The 19,461-nt window shown below is 71.5% G+C and carries 17 protein-coding genes; 13 read left to right on the top strand and 4 right to left on the bottom strand.

From position 1 onward, the window contains the following. Positions 1 to 81 precede the first annotated feature (81 nt). The 5 genes from VFW71_04865 (at position 82) to VFW71_04885 (ending at position 7,707) form a co-directional block, all read left to right on the top strand. Positions 82 to 1,896, top strand: coding sequence for a long-chain fatty acid--CoA ligase (locus VFW71_04865; protein HEU5002093.1), 1,815 nt, complete (start codon positions 82 to 84; stop codon positions 1,894 to 1,896). Between the two features lie 162 nt (positions 1,897 to 2,058). After that, positions 2,059 to 3,078, top strand: coding sequence for an extracellular solute-binding protein (locus VFW71_04870; GenBank protein ID HEU5002094.1), 1,020 nt, complete (start codon positions 2,059 to 2,061; stop codon positions 3,076 to 3,078). After that, positions 3,078 to 4,670, top strand: coding sequence for an iron ABC transporter permease (locus tag VFW71_04875; GenBank protein ID HEU5002095.1), 1,593 nt, complete (start codon positions 3,078 to 3,080; stop codon positions 4,668 to 4,670). The genes VFW71_04870 and VFW71_04875 overlap by 1 nt, the downstream gene beginning before the upstream one ends. Next, the gene (locus VFW71_04880) at positions 4,670 to 5,911 is read left to right on the top strand and encodes an ABC transporter ATP-binding protein (protein HEU5002096.1); all 1,242 of its coding nucleotides are present in this window, start codon (positions 4,670 to 4,672) and stop codon (positions 5,909 to 5,911) included. Before VFW71_04875 ends, VFW71_04880 begins: the two co-directional genes overlap by 1 nt. Further along, positions 5,908 to 7,707, top strand: a complete 1,800-nt coding sequence (locus VFW71_04885) for a N,N-dimethylformamidase beta subunit family domain-containing protein (protein HEU5002097.1) — start codon at positions 5,908 to 5,910, stop codon at positions 7,705 to 7,707. The genes VFW71_04880 and VFW71_04885 overlap by 4 nt, the downstream gene beginning before the upstream one ends. An 86-nt stretch (positions 7,708 to 7,793) precedes the next feature. On the opposite strand, the gene VFW71_04890 is transcribed toward VFW71_04885, so the two are convergent. Then, positions 7,794 to 8,999, bottom strand: a complete 1,206-nt coding sequence (locus VFW71_04890; protein HEU5002098.1) for a hypothetical protein — start codon at positions 8,997 to 8,999, stop codon at positions 7,794 to 7,796. 92 nt (positions 9,000 to 9,091) lie between these two features. Between VFW71_04890 and VFW71_04895 the strand changes: the two genes are divergently transcribed. The 3 genes from VFW71_04895 to VFW71_04905 are packed head-to-tail and all read left to right on the top strand — an operon-like array spanning position 9,092 to position 12,287. After that, entirely contained in the window at positions 9,092 to 9,883 is a 792-nt protein-coding gene (locus tag VFW71_04895; protein ID HEU5002099.1) for an HRDC domain-containing protein, read from the top strand. A 49-nt stretch (positions 9,884 to 9,932) separates the two neighbouring features. Beyond that, positions 9,933 to 11,975: an ATP-dependent DNA helicase UvrD2 gene (locus VFW71_04900; GenBank protein ID HEU5002100.1), complete on the top strand. Its 2,043-nt coding sequence runs from the start codon at positions 9,933 to 9,935 to the stop codon at positions 11,973 to 11,975. Between the two features lie 21 nt (positions 11,976 to 11,996). Beyond that, positions 11,997 to 12,287, top strand: coding sequence for a hypothetical protein (locus tag VFW71_04905; GenBank protein ID HEU5002101.1), 291 nt, complete (start codon positions 11,997 to 11,999; stop codon positions 12,285 to 12,287). Between the two features lie 30 nt (positions 12,288 to 12,317). Here VFW71_04905 and tsaA read toward each other — a convergent pair whose 3' ends face one another. Next, entirely contained in the window at positions 12,318 to 12,812 is a 495-nt protein-coding gene (tsaA, locus tag VFW71_04910; protein HEU5002102.1) for a tRNA (N6-threonylcarbamoyladenosine(37)-N6)-methyltransferase TrmO, read from the bottom strand. Between the two features lie 110 nt (positions 12,813 to 12,922). Here tsaA and VFW71_04915 point away from each other — a divergent pair, with 110 nt between their 5' ends. The 3 genes from VFW71_04915 to VFW71_04925 are packed head-to-tail and all read left to right on the top strand — an operon-like array spanning position 12,923 to position 15,315. Further along, entirely contained in the window at positions 12,923 to 13,975 is a 1,053-nt protein-coding gene (locus tag VFW71_04915) for an ABC transporter ATP-binding protein (GenBank protein ID HEU5002103.1), read from the top strand. Then, positions 13,972 to 14,763 carry an ABC transporter permease gene (locus VFW71_04920; protein HEU5002104.1) on the top strand — a complete coding sequence of 264 codons (792 nt, stop codon included), beginning with the start codon at positions 13,972 to 13,974 and terminating at the stop codon, positions 14,761 to 14,763. The genes VFW71_04915 and VFW71_04920 overlap by 4 nt, the downstream gene beginning before the upstream one ends. 9 nt (positions 14,764 to 14,772) lie before the next feature. Next, entirely contained in the window at positions 14,773 to 15,315 is a 543-nt protein-coding gene (locus tag VFW71_04925) for a hypothetical protein (protein HEU5002105.1), read from the top strand. A 34-nt stretch (positions 15,316 to 15,349) separates the two neighbouring features. Here VFW71_04925 and VFW71_04930 read toward each other — a convergent pair whose 3' ends face one another. Further along, entirely contained in the window at positions 15,350 to 15,658 is a 309-nt protein-coding gene (locus tag VFW71_04930; protein ID HEU5002106.1) for a Rieske 2Fe-2S domain-containing protein, read from the bottom strand. A gap of 256 nt (positions 15,659 to 15,914) precedes the next feature. Between VFW71_04930 and VFW71_04935 the strand changes: the two genes are divergently transcribed. Together VFW71_04935 and VFW71_04940 are read left to right on the top strand one after the other, a co-directional pair. Beyond that, positions 15,915 to 16,478, top strand: coding sequence for an HU family DNA-binding protein (locus VFW71_04935; protein HEU5002107.1), 564 nt, complete (start codon positions 15,915 to 15,917; stop codon positions 16,476 to 16,478). Between the two features lie 93 nt (positions 16,479 to 16,571). Next, complete coding sequence (locus VFW71_04940; protein HEU5002108.1) at positions 16,572 to 16,910, top strand: hypothetical protein; 339 nt, start codon at positions 16,572 to 16,574, stop codon at positions 16,908 to 16,910. A 53-nt stretch (positions 16,911 to 16,963) separates the two neighbouring features. Here the strand turns inward: VFW71_04940 and VFW71_04945 are convergent, their stop codons facing one another. Beyond that, the gene (locus VFW71_04945; GenBank protein HEU5002109.1) at positions 16,964 to 18,946 is read right to left on the bottom strand and encodes a glycosyltransferase family 2 protein; all 1,983 of its coding nucleotides are present in this window, start codon (positions 18,944 to 18,946) and stop codon (positions 16,964 to 16,966) included. Between the last annotated feature and the right edge of the window lie 515 nt (positions 18,947 to 19,461).

A 19,461-nucleotide genomic window follows, 5' to 3' on the forward strand; every position in this document is an offset into this window, starting at 1 on the left:
GGCGATAATCCTTCTGTCAGCGCGGCTTTCCGGCAGGAGCACAGCAGACCGGATGGCGAGCCGGAAGCAAGGAGGTCGGCCATGTCCGTAGTGTCAGGTGCCACACTCGTCGAGCTGTTCACCAACCGGATCACGGCGTCCCCCAGCAGCCCGGCGATGCGGACGAAGTCTGGAGACACGTGGTCGACGATGACCTGGGCCGAGGTTGGCGCCCAGGTGGCCGATATCGCCAACGGGCTGCTCAGCCTGGGGGTGGAGGCCGGCTCCTGCGTGTCCCTGCTCTCCAGGAACCGGCCGGAGTGGATCATCGCCGACCTCGCCGTCCAGCTGTGCGGGGCCGCCACCGCCCCGGTCTACGTCACCAATTCACCCCGCCAGGTGGGCCACGTCATCGGTGACTCCGAGTCGACCGTGGCCATCGTGGAGGACGCCGCCCAGCTGGGTAAGGTGGCTGAGGTCCGGGACCGCCTGCCGAAGCTGGCCCACGTGGTGGTCATCACCGGCGAGGGCTCCGACAACAATCCCGGCGTCCTGTCCTGGGGCGAGCTCCGCCGCCGGGGCCAGGAGTACGGCGAGGCCAACCCGGCCGAGCTCAAGGCCCGCATGGCGGCGGTGAAGCCCGAGGACACCGCCACCGTGATCTACACGTCGGGGACGACCGGGGAGCCCAAGGGCGTGATGCTCAGCCACGCCAACGCCACGAAGACCGTGGGGGTCAACATCGCGGTGATGCACCTGGACACCGACCAGGCGGCGCACCGCATGATCTCCTACCTGCCGCTCAGCCACGTCTTCGAGCGCCTGATGGGCGAGTGGGGCGGCCTGTCGATGGGGGCGGAGATCTGGTTCGCCGAGTCGGTGGAGAAGCTGGTGTCCAACCTGAAGGACTGCCGGCCCACCCTCTTCGGGGGCGTCCCCCGGGTATACGAGAAGTTCTACACCGGGGTGCAGGCCAACATCGCCAAGCAGTCGGCGGTCAAGAAGTTCCTCATCAACAAGGCGGTGGCCACCGGCAAGGAACGGGTGAGCCTGACCCAGGCCGGCAAGCCCATCCCACCCGGCCTGGCGAAGCGCCACAAGCGGCTGGACCACCTGGTGCTCTCCAAGCTCCGCCACGAGCTGGGCATGGACGCGTGCGTCATCGCAGTCACCGGCGGTGCCCCCATCTCCACCGAGGTGCTGGCCTTCGTGCACTCGCTGGGCATCAACCTGGTCGAAGGCTACGGGCTCACGGAGACCACGGCGCCGCTGGCGGTCAACCCCGCCGACCGGCCCCGGATCGGGACGGTGGGGCCGCCCATTCCGGGCGTCGAGGTGCGCTTCGACGAGGACGGCGAGCTGCTGGTGAAGGGCTTCAACGTCTTCCAGGGGTACTTCCACAACGACGCCGCCACCTCGGCGGCGATGACCGCCGACGGGTTCTTCCGCACCGGCGACGTAGGCCGGTTCGACGAGGCCGGCTATGTGTGCATCACCGACCGCAAGAAGGACATCCTGGTGACCGCCGGCGGAAAGAACGTGGCGCCCCAGGTGCTGGAGGAGAAGCTCAAGTTCGACCCGCTCATCTCCCAGGCGCTGGTGGTGGGCGACCGGCGGCCCTACCTTGTGGCCCTCATCACCCTGGACGCCGAAGTGGCTCCCAAGTGGGCGGCCGACCACGGCCTGGGCGTCAGCGACCCCGAGGCCCTGGCCACCAACCAGACCGTCCTGGACGCGGTCGGGGCAGCGGTGGGCCGGCTGAACCAGGAGCTGTCGAAAGCGGAGGGGATCAAGAAGTGGGCCGTGCTGCCCAAGGACTTCACCCAGGACGCCGAGGAGATCACCCCCACCCTCAAGGTCCGCCGCAAGATCATCATGGAGAAGTACGCCGCCGACATCGAGCGCCTGTACAGCTGACACCCCCTGCCTGACGACCACGGCCTGAAGCCCCTGGCCTGACGCCCGCGTCCGCCACCACCCGCCACCGGCGCTTGACCGTTCGCGCCCTCCCGCTCTATGGTCAGGGTAGCCTAAGTGAATTCGTTAAGGTCACTTTAGAAATGGTCTTAGGAGAGCCGAATGCGGGGCTTCGGGCCGGGGGTTCTGACAACTGCGCTCGTTTTGGCCCTGACCGGGACCGCCTGCGGGGCGCACCACGCCGCCGGGGGTCCCGCCCTCACGCTCTACAGCGGCCAGCACGCCCAGACGGTGCAGGCGCTGGTGGACAAGTTCACCGCCCAGACCGGCCAGGCGGTCCACGTCCGGACCGACGATGAGGGCATCCTGGCCAACCAGATCCTCCAGGAGGGCTCCCGCTCCCCGGCCGATCTCTACTTCGCCGAGAACTCCCCACCGCTGGAGGCGCTGCAGGCCAAGGGCCTCCTGGCTCCCGTCGACCCACCGACGCTGGCCGCCGTGTCCAGCACCGACGACTCGCCACAGGGCGACTGGGTGGGCGTCTCGGCCCGGGCCGGGGCGCTGGTCTACAACACCGCCAGGCTCACGCCCGGCCAGCTGCCCGGCTCGGTCCTGGACCTGGCCAACCCGGCCTGGAAGGGCAAGGTGGGCCTCGCGCCCAGCGAGACCGACTTCCAGCCCATCGTCGCCGCCGTGGTGAAGGTCGACGGCCAGGCCGCCGCCACGTCCTGGCTGGACGGGCTGAAGGCCAACGCCACCCGGTACGAGGACAACGAGTCCCTGGTGGCCGCCGTCAACCGGGGCGACGTCCAGGTGGGCATCGTCAACACCTACTACTGGTACCGCCTGCGCGACGAACAGGGGGCCTCGGCGATGCACTCCGCACTAGCCTTCTTCAAGCCCGGGGACCCCGGCAACCTGGTGGACATCTCGGGGGCGGCGGTGCTCGCCTCCAGCACGCACCAGGCCGCCGCCCAGCGCTTCCTCGCCTTCCTGGTCAGCGCCCCGGCCCAGGAGATCATCGCCACCAGCGAGAGCTACGAGTACCCGATCGCCGCCGGCGTCACCACCACCAAGGTGGCCACGCCGCTGTCCGGGCTGGCGCCCCCGCCGCTGTCGGTCGCCGACCTGGGCGACGGCTCGGGCGCCCTCGCCCTGTTGCAGCAGGTGGGCCTGCTCTGATGGGTGCCGCCCTCGCCGCCCCCCAGACCGGCGAACCCACGGTCAGCCGGCCTGCGGGGCGCATGCGGCGCCCGGTGGTGGTGACCGGGCTGGCCGGCCTGGCGGTGGGCGCCCTCGTGCTGCTCACTCCCGCCTTCCTGGTCTTCCAGACCACCAAGCTGGGCTGGGCGGGTGTGGCCCACGTCGTCTTCCGGCCGCTGGTGGGCCAGCTGCTCTGGAATACGGTGCGCCTGGTGGTGGCGGTCACGGTCCTGGCGGCGGCCATCGGCCTGGCCACCGCCTGGTGCGTCGAGCGCACCCGGCTGCCCGGCCGGGGGGCCTGGGGCGTGCTCGTGGTGCTGCCGATCGCCATCCCCGAATTCGTCATGGGCTACGCCTGGCAGTCGGCGTTCCGCACGGTGCACGGCTACCTTGGGTCAGTGCTGGTGATGACGTTGTCGCTGTACCCCTTCGTGTACCTGCCCGTGGTGGCCGCCCTGCGCCGGGCGGACCCGGGCCAGCAGGAGGTGGCCGCCAGCCTGGGGATGGGGCCGGTGGCCACCTTCTTCCGGGTGACCCTGCGCCAGGTGCGCCCGGCGCTCCTCGGGGGGTGCCTCCTGGTGGCCCTGTACCTGCTGGCGGACTACGGCGCCTTCGCCATCATGCGCTACCAGACCTTCACCACCACGATCTTCACCGAGCTGCAGCTGGGCTTCAACGCGCCGGCGGCCTCGGCGCTGGCGCTGGTCCTGGTGCTGCTCAGCATGCTGCTGCTGGCGGGCGAGTTCCTGCTGGTCCACCGCGGCCGGTACGAGCGGCTGGGCTCGGGCGTCGCCCGGGAAGGCCGGCGGGCCAGCCTCGGGCGGGCAGCGATCCCGGTCCTGGCGGGCTTCGGCGTGCTGGTGGTCCTCGGGGTGGGGATCCCGGCGGGGGTGCTGGTCTACTGGATGCTGAAGGGGAGCTCGACCACCCTGCCCCCGGCCTCGATCCTGTCGGCTGCAGCGCACACCGTCGCCTACGCCGGGGCCGCCGCCGCCGCCACCACCGTGCTCGCCATCCCGGTCAGCGTGCTCGCCGTGCGGCGCCGGACTCGCCTCGGCATGGCCCTCGACCGGGTTGCCCACCTCGCCCAGGGGCTGCCCGGCGTGGTCGTCGGGCTCGCGCTGGTCTCCTTCGCCCTGAGCTACCTGCCCGCGCTCTACCAGACCTCCTGGGTGCTCCTGGCGGCGTACGCCGTGCTGTTCCTGCCCCTGGCGCTGGTGGCGGTGCGGTCCGCCCTCATGGCCGCGTCGCAGCGGGTGGAGGAGGCGGCCCGCTCGCTGGGCGCCCGGTCGGCCAAGGTCTTCTTCCGGATCACGCTGCCCGCCATCGCGCCCGGCCTGGGCGCCGCGTTCGCGCTGGTGTTCCTCACCACCGCGACCGAGTTGACCGCCACCCTGCTGCTGCGCCCGACCGGCGCCGAGACGCTGGCGACCCAGTTCTGGTACTACGCCACCAACCTCTCCTACGGCGCCGCCGCCCCGTATGCTGCCTTGATCGTGCTGGTCGCCGGGGTTCCCACCTTCCTGCTGACCCGCCGGCTGGGCGCGCTCGCCGGCGGGAGCCACCCGTGATGGACGCCGGGGTGGACGTGCACCAGCCCGAGCTTTCGGCCGATGGGGTCCGCAAGGCGTTCGGCGCCACGGCCGTGCTGGCCGGGGTGGACCTCCGGGTGGCGCCCGGGTCCCTCACGGCGGTGCTCGGCCCGTCGGGGAGCGGGAAGACCACCCTGCTGCGGATCCTGGCGGGCTTCGAGCGGGCCGACGCCGGGCAGGTGTACATCGGCGGGGACTGCGTCGACGGTCCCGGCCGGTGGATGGCTCCCGAACGCCGGCGGGTGGGCTACGTCCCCCAGGAGGGCCTCCTCTTCCCGCATCTCAGCGTGTCGGCCAACATCGCCTTCGGCCTGCCCCGGGGCCGGGAGCGGGCCCGGCGCGTGGAGCAGGTCCTGGAGCTGGTGGGCCTGCCCGGGCTGGGGAACCGGCGCCCGCACGAGCTGTCCGGCGGCCAGCAGCAGCGGGTGGCCCTGGCCCGGGCACTGGCGCCCCGGCCGCGCATCGTGCTGCTGGACGAGCCGTTCGCCTCCCTGGACCGCAGCCTGCGCCAGAGCCTGCGCCAGGACGTCCGCCAGGTGCTGAAGGCGGAGCGGACCACCGCCGTGCTGGTGACCCACGACCAGGACGAGGCCCTGTCGATCGCCGACGTGGTCGCCGTCCTGCGGTCCGGCCGGGTGGTCCAGGCCGGGACCCCCCGTGAGCTCTACGACTCACCCGCCGATGCCGAGGTGGCCGCCTTCGTGGGCATGGCCAACTTCCTTCCGGGCACGATGGTGGACGGCGACAACGCCGACACCCCCCTGGGCGCCCTGTGCCTCGACTGCCCCGGCCGGATGCCGGCGGGGGCGCGGGCGACGATCCTCATCCGCCCGGAGCAGCTGGCCATCCGCCCGCCCGAGCGCTGCCCGGAGGGATGCCCGCTGGCCGCCGTCTCCCGGGTGGACTACCACGGGCATGAGGCGGTCGTGCGTCTCCAGCTGCAGCCCTCGGGCGCCCGCCCGGGGACCGACCTGGTGGCCCGTGTCCCTGCGGGGGCGGCGGGCGCAGCCCGCCCGGGGGACATGGTGGGCGTCCTGGTCCAGGGCGGGGTGCACGTGCTGCCCGGCTCGCACGAGGACGGCCCGCACGAGAACGGGTCGCTCGAGGGCGCCACCCACAACGACAAGAACCAGGCGGCGACGAACGGGGCGGGACCCGCCGCGCCGGCCGACAACGGTACCGGGAGCCGGGCAGGCGCCGGAGGGGCCCCGACGGCGTGAGTTTGCATCCCCCGACGCCGGGCGGCCCCAAGGACGGGGCGCCCGACTCGAGGACCTACTGGCGCCTGCTCGCGGTCGGCCTGGCCATGCTGGTGGTGGCAGTCATCGGGGCGGGCGCACTGGTGGTCAACAGCTCGCACGGTCAACCAGCCCCGCACGCGGTCTCACCCACGCCGGCCGCCGGAGCGGGCGACGACGCCAACGTAAACAATCCCGCCAATGCCAAAGTGGGCGGCGCCACCCCGACCCAGCAGTCCCCGGCCGCCCTCCCGCCCGCCCGGGCGTCGGGCGGTGGTCCCCTGGCCGGGGTGGGCGCCCTCGGCCCGGGCGCGCCCACCGCCGACTGGGTGGTCACCGAGAACGCCCAGCCCGGCACCCGGGACTGGCTCCTCACCAAGCCGGCGAAGAACCATGAGATCGAGGGCTACGCCAACGCGGTCAGTATCAACGCCGGCGGGTCGGCGACGCTCTTCGTCTCGACCGGCGCGCCCACCTTCCACGTCGATGCCTACCGCATGGGCTACTACAGCGGGGCGCAGGGCCGCCACATCTGGTCGTCGCCCGAGCTGCCCGGCGTGACCCAGACCGCGTGCGCCCTCACTCCCGGGGTCAACACCGTCTCGTGCGCCTGGCAGCCGTCGCTGACCGTGCCCACCGGTGCGGGGTGGCCAGAGGGGGATTACCTGTTCAAGCTGGTGGCCAGCACCGGGTGGCAGTCCTACGTCCCGCTGACGATCCGCAACGACGGATCGACGGCGGCGTACGAGATCGACAACGACGTGACCACCTGGCAGGCCTACAACCTCTACGGGGGCTACGACCTCTACCAGGGCCCGGGCGGGTATGCCAGCCGCTCGCGCATCGTGAGCTTCGACCGGCCGTACACGCTGGGCACGGGCTCGGGCGACTTCCTGGGCAACGAGCTCCACGTCGTCTCGCTCATGGAGTCCCTCGGCCTCGACGTGACCTACTCGACCGATGTCGACCTCGACCAGCACCCCGAGCTGCTGCTGGCCCATAAGGCCTTCCTGTCCCTCGGCCACGACGAGTACTACTCCCTGGCGATGCGCACCGGGCTGCAGGGGGCAGTCAACCAGGGGATCAACCTGGTGTTCTTCGGCGCCAATGCCATCTACCGCCACATCCGCTTCCAGCCCTCACCGAACGGCCCGGACCGGCTGGAGGTGGACTACAAGGCCGCCGCCGAGGACCCGCTCAACGGCAAGGACAACGCCGATGTGACGCCGGTGGCCTGGCGCGACCCGCCGAACAGCCTGCCGGAGAGCGCCATCATCGGCGACTACTACCAGTGCAACCCGGTGACGGCCGACATGGTGATCACCGACCCCTCGTCGTGGCTCTTCGCCGGCACCGGGGTGGCGCAGGGAACGCAGCTGACCGACCTCGTCGGCACGGAGTACGACCACTTCGACCCCAAGGCGCCCGGGCCCCGGAATGTGACCGTCCTGGCCCGCTCCCCGCTGGTGTGCCAGAAGCGGGCCGACTACGCCGACATGACGTACTACACGGCGCCCTCGGGGGCGGGGGTCTTCGCCAGCGGGACGCTCAACTGGGTGCCGAAGATGGTCCCGACACCGTGTGCCTTCCCCTGCCCGGGGCCGACGGTGGTGCGGGTGACCGAGAACATCCTGGCGGCGTTCGGGAGCGGACCGGCGGGGCGGGCGCATCCCTCGACCGCCAACTGGCAGGGGCTGGCGATCCCGCAGCCCTCGCCGGCCTCCGCCGCCCCGCCCGCGAGCCCGGGCCCCGATGTGGGGGAGGGGAAGAGCCAGTAGGGGCCGCCCGGCCTCAACAGGGAACTGGGGGACATCTGTCCCGGGCTGCGGGACGAATGTCCCCCGCCTCGGTTGGCGGGGCCCGCTTATCCCCAGTGGAAGTTGACGGTGTTGGGGCGGGAATCCTTGCCGCTCATCGATGCCCGGGTCTGCGCCCGGCCGATCGACCAGCGCAGCCGCTCCTCTTCGCCCTCCTCCTCGGTGCGATGCCGGTACGCGGTATCCAGCAGGAGCCCGGCGTCCAGGCCGGCGCTCATCGCCAGGCAGGGCGCCCGGAAGGCACAGTCCCGGCAGTTGTCCGGGCTCGGGTTCGGGTAGATCGCCAGGCCGGGATCGGCCACCTCGCGCGCCTCGGCGGCGGCGTTCGGGCCCACGGCCCGGACCGACCCCCGCGCCCGGCGCACGAAGGTGCGCCGGAACCATTCGCCGGTGTAGCGCTCGGTGATGCGGTCGGTGGCGGCGTCGCCTCCCGGGACGTCGGCGCCCGGCCCGGGTTCGTCGGGCGAGATCGGGCTGCGCCGGGTGTGGATGTGGCGGGGCCGGCGCATCGTCCGCCCATCGGTGGTGGCCCAGGCCGCCATCCCGGTCGTGGCCCCCTCGGCGCTGGCCTCCTCGGTGTCGAGGTCCATGCGCAGCTCGTTGTAGACGGTCCCGGCAATGCGGAGCTGGGGGTAGGTGAGCTCGGTGGCCCACAGGGCGGTCAGGCCATCGAGGTCCAGCAACAGGTCGTCGTCGTCCAACCACCGGTTCCCGACGAGGCGGTGGATGGCCATCCAGTATTCGTCGTTGTGGTCGGAGAAGAGCTGGTCCACCCGGCCCAGGTAGCGCATCTCCCGGCCGAGGTGGGTGGCGAGGTCGGAGCCCGGTGTGTCCGGATCCGGGATGGGGGCCCAGTACTCCTGGTCGGAGAAAATGGAGGCGAAGGTGTCCAGCGGCGCCGACCAGGTGAAGTACCCGTTCAACATCGAGTTGCCCAGGGCGCTGGCCTCCTCGAAATCCCGCTCCTGCTCGGGCGTCAGGGGGGCTGCCTCCTCGAAGTGCCCCACCTGCTCGGCCATGGAGCGCGAGAAGCCTTTGAGCGCCAGCGGGCGCACGATGCTGCGGTCCCAGTCGTCCATGGCCGGGAAGTAGTACACGGCGAGGGCGTCATGGATCGCCTTGTCGAAGTCGAAGGGCCGGGAGGAAACCGCCGGGATGTAGTTCTGGCGGATCCGGGCGCCCAGGTCCCACGCCCGCCGGCACCGCCGGTAGGTGGCCATCTCCTGGGGGCGGAGGACGAAAGCCCACGTCATCGCCCCTCCAGCATACGTGCGGCGACCATGTGTCCAAGAATTTCCATCACGTGTTGTCGTCGATGGCCGTGCGCGCTGTATCGTGAGCACACATGGAATCTGGGGGGGCGCTGGTGGACGACAAACGTTCCGAGGAGGATCTGACTGCCGCGCTCGCGGCATGGCGTGAGGCCGAGGCGACCCGGCGCGGCGTGCCTGCGTACCGGATCCTGCAGGACGGGACGCTGCACATGCTGGCCCGGGCCCGACCCCGCACCACCGACGCGCTCGCCCGGGTGGGCGGCGTGGGGCCCCGCACCGTCGAAAGCTACGGCCCGACGCTGGTGGGGCTTATCGGGGAGCACTGCGGCCCGGTCCCGGCCCCGGTCGACCGCCGCGACCTGAGCCCTGACTCGAAGGCGCTGCTGGCCGCCCTACAGGAGTGGCGGGGCGCCGAGGCCGAGCGCCTGGGGGTCGCCCCCTACCGCGTGTTTTTCGACGAGACGCTGCGTCTGATCGCCCAGGTACGGCCGGCCACCGCGGCCTCCCTGCGGGGCATCCCGGGCGTGGGGGCCAGCAAGGAGCCCCATATCGACGCTGTGCTGGCTGTGGTGGCTGCCGACACCGAGCGCCGTGCGGGGGGGCCGCCCCCGGTCGGGCCGCCGGTGGCGCGCAGCGCGGAGGAGGCCGCCCTGCTGGCCGCGCTCACCGACTGGCGCGCCGCTGAAGCCAGCGCCCGGGGGTTGCCGCCCTACCGGGTGCTCCTGGACCAGACGCTCCGGCTGATCGCCCGGCTCCGCCCGGCCACCCCGGTGGCTCTGCGCAACATCGTCGGTGTCGGCCCCGCCAAGATGCGCGAGTACGGCGACGAACTGCTGGCGCTGGTGCAGGAGCACGCCGGCTGACCGAACATATGTACCTGCCATGTCGGGCGCCGCTGGTAGGGTGTCAGGCATGGGCCAGGACCCGGGTCGGGGCATCTTCGACGGGCTGAACGAGGAGCAGGCGGCCGCGGTCGCGACCACCCGCGGGCCGGTATGCATCCTAGCGGGCGCCGGCTCCGGCAAGACCACCACCATCACCCGCCGCATCGCCCACCAGGTCGCCAGCGGGGCGTTCGCCGCCCAGGAGATCCTGGCGGTCACCTTCACGGACAAGGCCGCCCGGGAGATGGAGTCCCGGCTGGCGGCGCTCGGAGTGGCGGGGGCCCGGGTGAAGACCTTCCACGCCGAGGCCCGGGCGCAGCACGGCGCCCTGACCGGCGCCTTTGCCGAGCTGCTGCCCACGAAGGCTGCCCTGCTGGCGCCGTTGACCGCCCGGCTGCCCCCGCCGCACAAGTTCGTGAGCTCGCGGGACGTGGCCACCGAGATCGAGTGGGCCCGGAACCGCCGGATCCCGCCCGACCGGTACCTGGAGATGCTGGGGGACCGCAAGCCGCCGCTGCCGCCCGAGATCATGGCGGGCCTGTACGGGACCTACGAGCGCCGCAAGCGCGAGCGCGGCCTCCTGGACTTCGAGGATCTCCTGGAGCGCACCCTGGAGCTGCTCGAGGGGGGCGGTGCCGCCGCCGGGGCCATCCGCAGCCGGTACCGGGCATTCTCGGTGGATGAGTACCAGGACGTGAACCTGTTGCAGCAGTCCCTGCTGGAGGCCTGGGTGGGGGAGCGCAGTGACCTGTGCGTGGTGGGCGACGACTACCAGTCCATCTTCGGGTTCACGGGCGCCACGTCTCGTTACCTGGTGGGCTTCCCCGCCCGCTACCGGGGCTGCCGGGTGGTCCGGCTGACCGACAACTACCGCTCGACTCCCGAGGTCCTCGCCCTGGCGAACCGCCTGGTGGTGCATTTCGGCGCCGAACCCCGCCGCCTGCGGGCGGCAGCCCCGCCGCCGGATGGACCCGCCGGGCCGGCGCCTTCGGTGCGGTGGTTCCCGGACGGTGCCGAGGAGGTGGCATCGATCGTGGCCGAGTGCCGCCGGCTGCACGCCGCCGGGACCCCCTGGGAGGAGATGGCGGTGCTCTACCGGATCAACGGGCGCTCAGAGCCGCTGGAGGAGGCACTGGCCAAGGCGCGCATCCCGTACCAGGTGGCCGGTGCGGCGTTCCTCCGGCGGCCGGCCGCCAAGTCCGTACTCAACCTCCTCCGCCGGGCATCCCCGTCCGCTCCGGTGGTGCCCGCAGTGGGCGCTGCGCTGCGCCAGGTGGGCTACCGGCCGGGAGCCGACACTGAGACCCGGGGCGACGAGGCCACCCGCCAAGCGGACCTCGCCCGGCTGTCCGAGCTGGCCGAGGGCTACGCCGCCGAGGGTGCCGAGGGCGGGGTGATGGGCTTCGTGGCCGACCTGCGCCGGCGCTTCGCCCCCGAGGAGGAGGGCCGGGGGGTGCAGCTGCTGACCTACCACCGGTCGAAGGGCAAGGAGTTCGATGCCGTCTTCCTGCCCCGTCTGGAGGACAAGGAGCTGCCCTTCGCCCTGGCCGACTCGCCCGAGGAGCGGGCAGAGGAGCGCCGGCTGCTCTACGTGGGGATCACCCGGGCCCGCCGCCACCTGCAGCTGTCCTGGGCGTCGTCCCGGGACGACGGCCCCCGGCGGCGAGGTGCCGCCTCGCCGTTCCTGGCCGAGTTGGAAGCGCCGGGCCAGGCGCCGGGAGCCGGAGGCCGCGCTGCTCTGGGGCGTGCCCCGGCGCCCGGCAAGCGGCCCGCCGAGCCGGAGACCCCACTGCTGGTGGCCCTGAAGGAATGGCGGCGCCGGGAGGCCTCCGAGCGCAGCCTCCCGGCCTACGTCGTGTTCCACGATTCAACCCTCGGGATCATCGCCCGGAACCGCCCGGCCACCCACGCCTCCCTGCTGGCCGTGCCCGGCATCGGTCCCGCCAAGGCCGGTGCCTACGGCGAGGCGGTGCTGGCCATCGTGAAGACGTTCGCCAGCGCCCCGGATGGCGGCACCGAAGGGGTGCCGGATGGGGTGCCGGACGGGGGCCCGGATGGCAGGGACGGGTAGGCTCTCGATAGAGTTCCCCGCGTGCGCGGGGACCGGGTCGAGGTGGTGGTCGATGTCGGTGACGGCACCCGCACCTACGAGGTCACCGCCACCAAGGCGGGCAGGCGGGTCGATGTCAGCATCGCCCGGGGCACGGTGGAGGTCGTCGAGGTGACGCGCTCCGGCCAGGCGGTCCGCTCTGCCCGCTTCATGGCCAGCCGGGTGGTGGCCATCGTCGAGTACCCGCTCGCCGGGCCGGACGACGACGTGGAGGTGGCGCCCCGGCGCCGGCGCCCGGGTCCCGCCCCGGACCAGGCGGCCCTGGAGCTGTAACCGCCGGGGTAGGTCGTTGCCGGCGGGTCCTCAGACCCGGCGGGCGCCGGTCTTGGCGATCAGCTCGGCGTGCCAGCCCGATTCCTGCAGGTCCGCCACCAGCCGGTCCTTGGTGTACGGCTTGATGTCGATGACCGGGGCCCCGGCGAAGGCGTCGAGCCCCCGGACGGTCAGCACGGTGCCCCGCCGGCCGATCAGTTCGACGATCGAGAGCCCGATCGGGTTGGGCCGGGGAGGCGCGTCGCACGCGAACACTCCGATGGTCGGGAGTTCCTCGGGCGTGAGCCCGAGGCGCAGCAGGCCCCGGGGCTGGATCTGCAGCCGGGCGCGGGCCTCCTGCGGGAGCCGGTGCATCCAGAACAGGATGAACAGGTGGGAGAAGCCGTCGATGGCCTGCAGGCCATCGGCCAGGTCCTCCCGGACGTGGATCTCGCTGGTCAGGGAATGCCACTGGTCCTTCAGCACGTCGTCCGGGTGGCTGTGGACCACCGCGCCGATGGGGTCGAGGACGAAGGGCGGCTCCATGCGCGGCAGTGTAGCTGCGGGGAGGGGCCGGAACTGAGGCCGGGGATGGGCCCCCGGGTTGGGACCGGGAGTGCGCCGGAACGGGGCCAGAACCGTGGCACCATGGCTCGATGAGCACTGTGGCCGGGGTCGTCCAGGACCCCTCTCAGGCACCCGTCGAGGCACCCGCCGTCGAGGTGGCCGACCTCACCAAGCGGTACCCGAAGTCGAAAGTCCAGGCGGTGGACGGCATCTCGTTTACGGTGGCCCGCGGCGAGGTCTTCGGGCTGCTGGGACCGAATGGAGCCGGGAAGACCACGACGGTGGGCATCCTCACCACCCGGGTCCGGGCCACCGGGGGGACTGCCCGGGTGGGCGGGGTGGACGTCCGCACCGACCCGGTGGCGGCCCGCCGCATCCTCGGCGTGGTACCGCAGCGCAACAACCTCGACCGCTCGCTGTCGGTGAGGCAGAACCTGCTGTTCCACGCCGCGTACCACGGCGTGCCCCGTGCGGTGCGCCGGGCGCGGGCGGAGGAACTCCTGGCCCAGTTCGGCCTGGGGGAGCGGGCCGACGAGAAGCCGGCCATGTTCTCGGGCGGCCAGTCCCAGCGGATGATGATCGCCCGGGCGCTCATGCACGCCCCGGCGGTGCTCTTCCTGGATGAGCCCTCGACGGGTCTGGACCCGGCCGCCCGCCTCTTCGTGTGGGACCGGGTGCGCGAGCTCCAGGATGCGGGCACGACCATCCTGCTGACCACCCACGACATGGACGAGGCGGCGTCGCTCGCCGACCGGATCGGCATCATGGACCGGGGCAAGCTGCTGGCACTGGACACACCCGAGGCGCTGATCCGCCAGTTGCCCGGCGAGCGGACGCTGGACGTTTCGCTTGCGGTGTCGTCGCCCTCGGCTGCCGAGGCCGCCCAGGCCCGCCTGGAGGCCCTTCCCGGCGTGGTGCGGTTGGAGCGGCTCGGCGCGGCCGGTGGCGCCGGGCAGGCATCGGCCGATGGCGCCGGGGATGCCCAGCACCTGCGGCTCTATGTCGAGGGCCAGACCGGGACGCTGATCGGGCCGGTCGTGGCCGCGCTCGACGGCTCGGGAGCCGCGCTGGACGGGTTCAGCGCCGGCGAGCCCACCCTGGAGGACGTCTTCATCCACCTGACCGGCCGGGCGCTGCGGTGAGCACCGAGGCCCACCCCATCACTCCATCCCGGGCGTTCTTCGCCGTCCTGGGGCGCGATTCCTACGTCACGGGGCGCGAGCTGCCCATCTTCCTCGCCCAGGTGATCCTGCAACCCCTGTTCCTGCTTTTCGTCTTCGGCAAGATCCTGACCGACCTCGGCTACGCCCAGAACGGCTACGCCCAGGTCTTGTTCCCCGGCCTGGTCGGCCTCGCCGCCGTGCTGACCGGCCTGCAGAGCACGGCGTTCCCCTTGGTGCTCGAGTTCTCCTACACCATGGAGATCGAGGACCGCCTGCTGGCGCCCCTGCCGGTGGGCCTGGTGGCGCTGGAGAAGATCGTGAACGCCTCCCTGCGCGCCCTCGTGGCCTCAGTGGTCATGTTCCCGGTGGGCGTGCTGATCCTGGGCACGATCCCCTGGCAGTCATCGAACGCCCCGGAGGTCGTGGCGATCGTGCTCCTGGGCTGCATCGTGGGCTCCGCCCTCGGGCTGGTGCTCGGCACCTTCGTGCCGCCCAACCGCATCAACATCATGTTTGCGCTCATCCTCACCCCGCTGCTGTTCACCGGCGCCAGCCAGTACCCCTGGCCCTCGCTCGCCCACCTGCGCTGGTTCCAGGTGGTGACTGCGGTCAACCCGTTGACCTACGTCAGTGAGGGCCTGCGCGGGGCGATGACGCCGCAGGTGCCCCACATCCACGTGTGGCTCTGCATTGTGGTGCTGTCGGCGTTCGTCCTGGCCTTCAGCATCGTGGGCATGTGGGGGTTCTTCCGCCGGGCCCTCGGGTAGCCTGCCCGCGTGAGGGCAGCGGGAAGGGCGTGGGTCGCCGTGGCAGTTGCCGGCTCGGGCGTGCTGAGCGCCTGTTCGGGGGCGAAACCGGTTGCCCGGGTGGGGGCCCCGTCCCCGACGGTCGCGTCGCCGGCTCCGCTGGTGCGGTCCTCGCCCCTGGCCGATGCCTGCACCCTGGCAACGGCCGCTCAGGTGTCGGCCGCCTTCGGGGGCACGGCGGCAGCCGGGGTGGGGGGCACCTTCGCCCTGGTCCCGATCTGCGAGTTCGCCCTCACCGCGTCCCCGGTGGGCGTGTCCGGCGTGCAGATCTGGGCGCTGGTCAACACGCAGGCCAGCGCCTTCCAGGGCAAGCAGCCGGGCGGCGTGGCGGTTGCCGGGGTGGGCGATGCCGCCTACTACTTCGCCTCCCTGCACCAGCTGACCTTCATCCGCAACGGGCGCGCCGTCCTGGTGCGGGGGCAGTTCCAGGGAACGACGCCTGCCCCCGCCGACCCGAGCGCCCTCAAGAGCGCTGCCGTCGCGCTGGGGAAGGCGATCGCCGCCGGCTTGTAGGGACCCCGCCGGCAGGTGCCCGCTTGGGGGCTGCTCAGGTTCCCACCTGGATCTCGCCGTCGATCTCCCGGACGGGGAACACCCGGATCGGCCCGGGAGGCGGGCCGTCGATGACCGCGCCGGTGGCGAGGTCGAACTGGCCGTAGTGGCAGGGGCAGAGGACGGTGGCACCCTCCAGCTCGCCGTCGGCCAGGGAGCACATCGCGTGCGTGCACAGGTCATCGAAGGCAAAGAGCCGGCCCTCGGCGCGCGCGATGGCGATCCGGCGTGATCCTACGGTGTAGCCGGCGATCGTCCCCTCCGGGACCCCGCCGGCCGGACCCACCGATGCAAATTCCCCCATCCCTACCTCCCCGTAGCCCGCGTGCTGCCCGCCGAATTTCGGCCCCAACCTAGCGCGGGAGCTGACGCTGCGAGCCCCGCTAGCGAGGGCCTGATCCCGGGAACCCGTTGTCGGCTGCGGGCTCTGGACCTAGCCCGGGCGGCCGGGTGGGCGAAATTTATGGCGGACAATCTTTGACTCGGCAACGTTCATGAGGTTTACTCACTGAGGCGGGTAGTTTCCCGGCAGACACTCGGCACACATTGGGAGGCAAAGCATGAACAAGAGTGACCTGGTTGACCACGTCGCCGCATCGACCAATGAGTCAAGGGTCAAGGTGGCGGGCGTCATCGACGCGCTCCTCGACACGATCTCCGATGCACTGGAGAAAGGCGACCGGGTCACGATCCCGAGCTTCGGGACGTTCCGGGTCAGTTCGCGCCAGGCCCGCACGGGCCGCAACCCGCGGACGGGCGAGAGCGTGAAGATCGCCGCCACCAACGTGCCCGTATTCAAGGCGGGCGTGGGCTTGAAGGAGGCGGTCGCCGCCAAACCCGCAGCGAAGTCCGGGGCGAAGAAGGCCACCGCCAAGCCGGCCGCCAAGGCTACGGCGAAAGCTGCTGCGAAGCCTGCCGCGAAGGCTGCTCCGGCCAAGGCCGCGGCGAAGGCTGCTCCGGCCAAGGCCGCGGCGAAGCCGGCTGCGAAGGCCGCCGCCAAGCCGGCGGCGAAGACTGCCGCCAAGGCCCCGGCCAAGCCGGCCACCAAGCCCGCGGCAAAGCCCGCGGCAAAGCCCGCGGTAAAGCCGGCTGCCGCCAAGGCGAAGCCGAAGGCCAAGAAGTAACCGCGGCGCTGGTTGGCGTGAAGGGCGGGCCTCCGGGCCCGCCCTTGCTGCTTCCGGGCCCGCGTTGGTTTTTGAGCGCGCTAGGGTGACGCCATGAAGCGTGCGATGTCGGGCAAGACCCGCCGGGGCAGCCCGCCGCTGCCTCGGCAGCGCAAGGCCCTGCGGGTCGTGCAGTTGACGTTCCTGGGGTTGGCTGGGGCGCTGGCCCTCCTGACGGCGGGTGCCTGGCGCAGCCACCAGCACCCCCTGGGCGCCGCCTCCACCCTGGGCACCCAGAGCGGCTCCGGGCTGGGAGAGGTGGTCGCACTCGGCCTGGGCGTCGTCGCCTTTGCCGGCCTGGCGGCCGGGATGGGCCTGCGCGTAGTACGCGGGCCCGAGCCGCGGGACCCGAACCAACTGACACTGGAGCCGGGGCCGGTTCGGCCCCGGTAGCGTTGTGATCAGCAGTTGGATGCAGACGTTCCCCGGCAAAGCGCCCCACCCCGCTACGCCGCGCCGCGGGTGGCGGCTTCGGGGTCCGCGTTGGCGTGGTCCTCATCCCGCGGCGGGAGGGGTCCGGGGTCCGCGTCCGCTGCTCCTCTCGGGAGCAGCCGCGGGCGCGGGCTGAGCGGAGCCATCAGGTCCGCGAGGGCGGGGCGGACGCCGATGAAGGCGGCAAGGCCGTAGGCGAGGAGGGCGATGTTGGCCAGGCCGAATGCCGCGTGTCCCCACCGCCCGGCCAGCGCATCGCCGGCAGCACCCACGCTCCAGGAGCCGAGCATCGCCAGCTCGAAGACGACGTAGCGGGCCGGTACCCGGGTCCGGTCGGCCACCTTCGGGGTGCGGGCGAAGGGGACTTTCGTGCGTGTGGTGGCCTGGTGGATCGATTTTGCGACGCCGGCCAGGTTTATCGGCACCAGCGCCAGGTTGAGCGCGTACACCCGCACGACGTCCGAGGACCGGTAGCCCAGGTGGCTCAGGTCCCGGGCGTACAGCAGGAAATAGGGGGCGGCCAGGAGCGGGAGCCACGGGCTCACCGATCCGCGCGGGAACGAGTAGGACAGCAGGACCAGAAGGCCGATGTTCACCGCGGCGATCGAGGACAGGTAGTGGAACCGGATCGTCGTCTCCGCGATCTTGCGGACGCTTCGGGGCCGAGCGAACAGGTAGCGGAACAGCTTGGGCAGGATGATCAGGCCCCCGTTGGCCCAACGCCGCCGTTGGATGACCAAGGCGCCGAAGTCCGGCGGGGTGGCACTGACCGCCAACCGGTCCGGGTAGTTGTGCAACTGCCAGCCGGCGTGGACGAGGTCGATGCTCGACTCCGTGTCTTCGATCACCGTGCGGTCCTGGATGTATCGGGCCACCGGGAACCCACGGTCCCAGTCCAGGGTGCGGACGTCGTCGAGAGCCGAGCGGCGCACGAGCGCGTTGGCGCCTACCCAGTACGTGGCGCCGTAGGTGCTCGAGCCCTGGTGCAGCAGGTGCTGGATGTCCGTGGTGGCGCCCGCGATCCGCTCCAGCGTGCCCGCCGGATTGGGGATGGCGCAGTAGGGCGTCTGCATGACCGCGACCTTCTGATTTTCTGGTTGCTCCATCTCGTAAGCCAGACGGAGGGCGTAGTCGGGCGCCAGGAGGCTGTCGGCATCGAGGGTGATGACGTACGCGGCGCCGGGCACCACGAGATCGCCCGAATCCCCCGGCGAGGCCACGAGATGTACCCCGTCGGATCGCTCGACGTAGTCCCAGGACTGGCCCATCAGGCCGATGTAGGTGTTCAGATTCATGGCCTTGTTCGGCTCATGGGAGAGATTGACGAACCGCTTGCGCTCGAAGCTGGTGAGGTCGCAGCTGAAGCGGTTGCGGAGTCCGGTGAGATCAGCGCGCAGAGCCGCCTCGTCCAGCGGGGCTGCGGCACGTACCAGCGCGCGCAGCTCGGCCCCCCGGTTCGCAGCTTCACGCCCCGGTGCCCGCAGGATGTGCTCGGCAAAAAAGGAGTCGGTACGGCTGGTCACCGGCGCATCGTTGGCTGCCTGCATGAACCAGCCGGAGATCCAGTCCCACAGGCCGGCCAGCCGGATGGTCTCCGCCGCGCGGTCGCAGCCGCCGCTGGCCATCCGGTCATGAAAACCGGCGTTGGCCGCCCGCACCCGGCTGGCAGGACGCTCCAGGTACCGCTGGAGTTCGATGGGCAGCAACCGTGCCCGGTCGAGTGCCCTCTGTCCTTCCGGATCGTGCGCCGGTGGGTCATCGATCAGCAGCACCACCCGGTTGGGATAGCGCTGCAGGGCTGCAGACAGCAGCGTCTGGGCAACCACCTGGGGCTCTTCCCGGTAGGAAGGCACCAAGGTGACGAGTGGCGGCAGGCCCGAGCCCTCGAAGGACGTGAGGCGGCGCTGCGGGACCGGTCTGTGGCCCGCGAGACGGGAGAGGTACCCGATGCGCTCGAGCTGGTACACAACGTTGCCGAACAGCAGGAAGGCAAGCATCGGAATCAAGGCTGCTTGTTCCACGGTATCCGATATCTTGTGCCGTCCTATCCTGAACGCCAAAGCTAACAATTCGTCCCGCCCGAATAACACCAGACCTATGAGGGTGATTGCCAGCAGAATTCCCGACAGCCAAAGCTCCTTCCTCGCGGTTGCTGGATGAAGGCGCAGGTCGCGGCCGTGGAACCCCGCAGGGGTAGTTGAGCCCGCATAGCGTGACGAATGTCGGGGCGAAACCGGTTTATGCCGCTCATGGGCGCGCCCGAGCGCGCCAGAATGAAGTCTGTGCATGGCTCCAGAAAGAAAGGGGTGGGCGGGCTGGGTTGACGGTATGTACTTTAGACCGGAGTTGCTCGGCGGAACGTGAACAAACTCCTTGCTGAGCAGGGGGTTTGTCTTTTGAAGGACCGAGCGTTCTGTCTACAGCTCATTTGAGCACCGTGGGGATGGCCGAGCCGATGAGGTCGAAGGCCTGGCGCTGGGTGGCGGTCGGGATGGCGAGCTTGTCGAATTCC

The organism is Actinomycetota bacterium (assembly GCA_035765775.1).
Lineage (GTDB): Bacteria > Actinomycetota > CADDZG01 > JAHWKV01 > JAOPZY01 > DASTWV01.

Excerpts from the sequence above, each read along its gene's own strand:
- VFW71_04875 (HEU5002095.1), top strand. The coding sequence starts at position 3,078 with ATGGGTGCCGCCCTCGCCGCCCCCCAGACCGGCGAACCCACGGTCAGC.
- VFW71_04870 (HEU5002094.1), top strand. The coding sequence starts at position 2,059 with ATGCGGGGCTTCGGGCCGGGGGTTCTGACAACTGCGCTCGTTTTGGCC.
- tsaA (HEU5002102.1), bottom strand. The coding sequence starts at position 12,812 with ATGGAGCCGCCCTTCGTCCTCGACCCCATCGGCGCGGTGGTCCACAGC.
- VFW71_04895 (HEU5002099.1), top strand. The coding sequence starts at position 9,092 with ATGGAATCTGGGGGGGCGCTGGTGGACGACAAACGTTCCGAGGAGGAT.
- VFW71_04935 (HEU5002107.1), top strand. The coding sequence starts at position 15,915 with ATGAACAAGAGTGACCTGGTTGACCACGTCGCCGCATCGACCAATGAG.
- VFW71_04865 (HEU5002093.1), top strand. The coding sequence starts at position 82 with ATGTCCGTAGTGTCAGGTGCCACACTCGTCGAGCTGTTCACCAACCGG.
- VFW71_04945 (HEU5002109.1), bottom strand. The coding sequence starts at position 18,946 with ATGCTTGCCTTCCTGCTGTTCGGCAACGTTGTGTACCAGCTCGAGCGC.
- VFW71_04880 (HEU5002096.1), top strand. The coding sequence starts at position 4,670 with ATGGACGCCGGGGTGGACGTGCACCAGCCCGAGCTTTCGGCCGATGGG.
- VFW71_04915 (HEU5002103.1), top strand. The coding sequence starts at position 12,923 with ATGAGCACTGTGGCCGGGGTCGTCCAGGACCCCTCTCAGGCACCCGTC.
- VFW71_04900 (HEU5002100.1), top strand. The coding sequence starts at position 9,933 with ATGGGCCAGGACCCGGGTCGGGGCATCTTCGACGGGCTGAACGAGGAG.
- VFW71_04940 (HEU5002108.1), top strand. The coding sequence starts at position 16,572 with ATGAAGCGTGCGATGTCGGGCAAGACCCGCCGGGGCAGCCCGCCGCTG.
- VFW71_04890 (HEU5002098.1), bottom strand. The coding sequence starts at position 8,999 with ATGACGTGGGCTTTCGTCCTCCGCCCCCAGGAGATGGCCACCTACCGG.
- VFW71_04930 (HEU5002106.1), bottom strand. The coding sequence starts at position 15,658 with ATGGGGGAATTTGCATCGGTGGGTCCGGCCGGCGGGGTCCCGGAGGGG.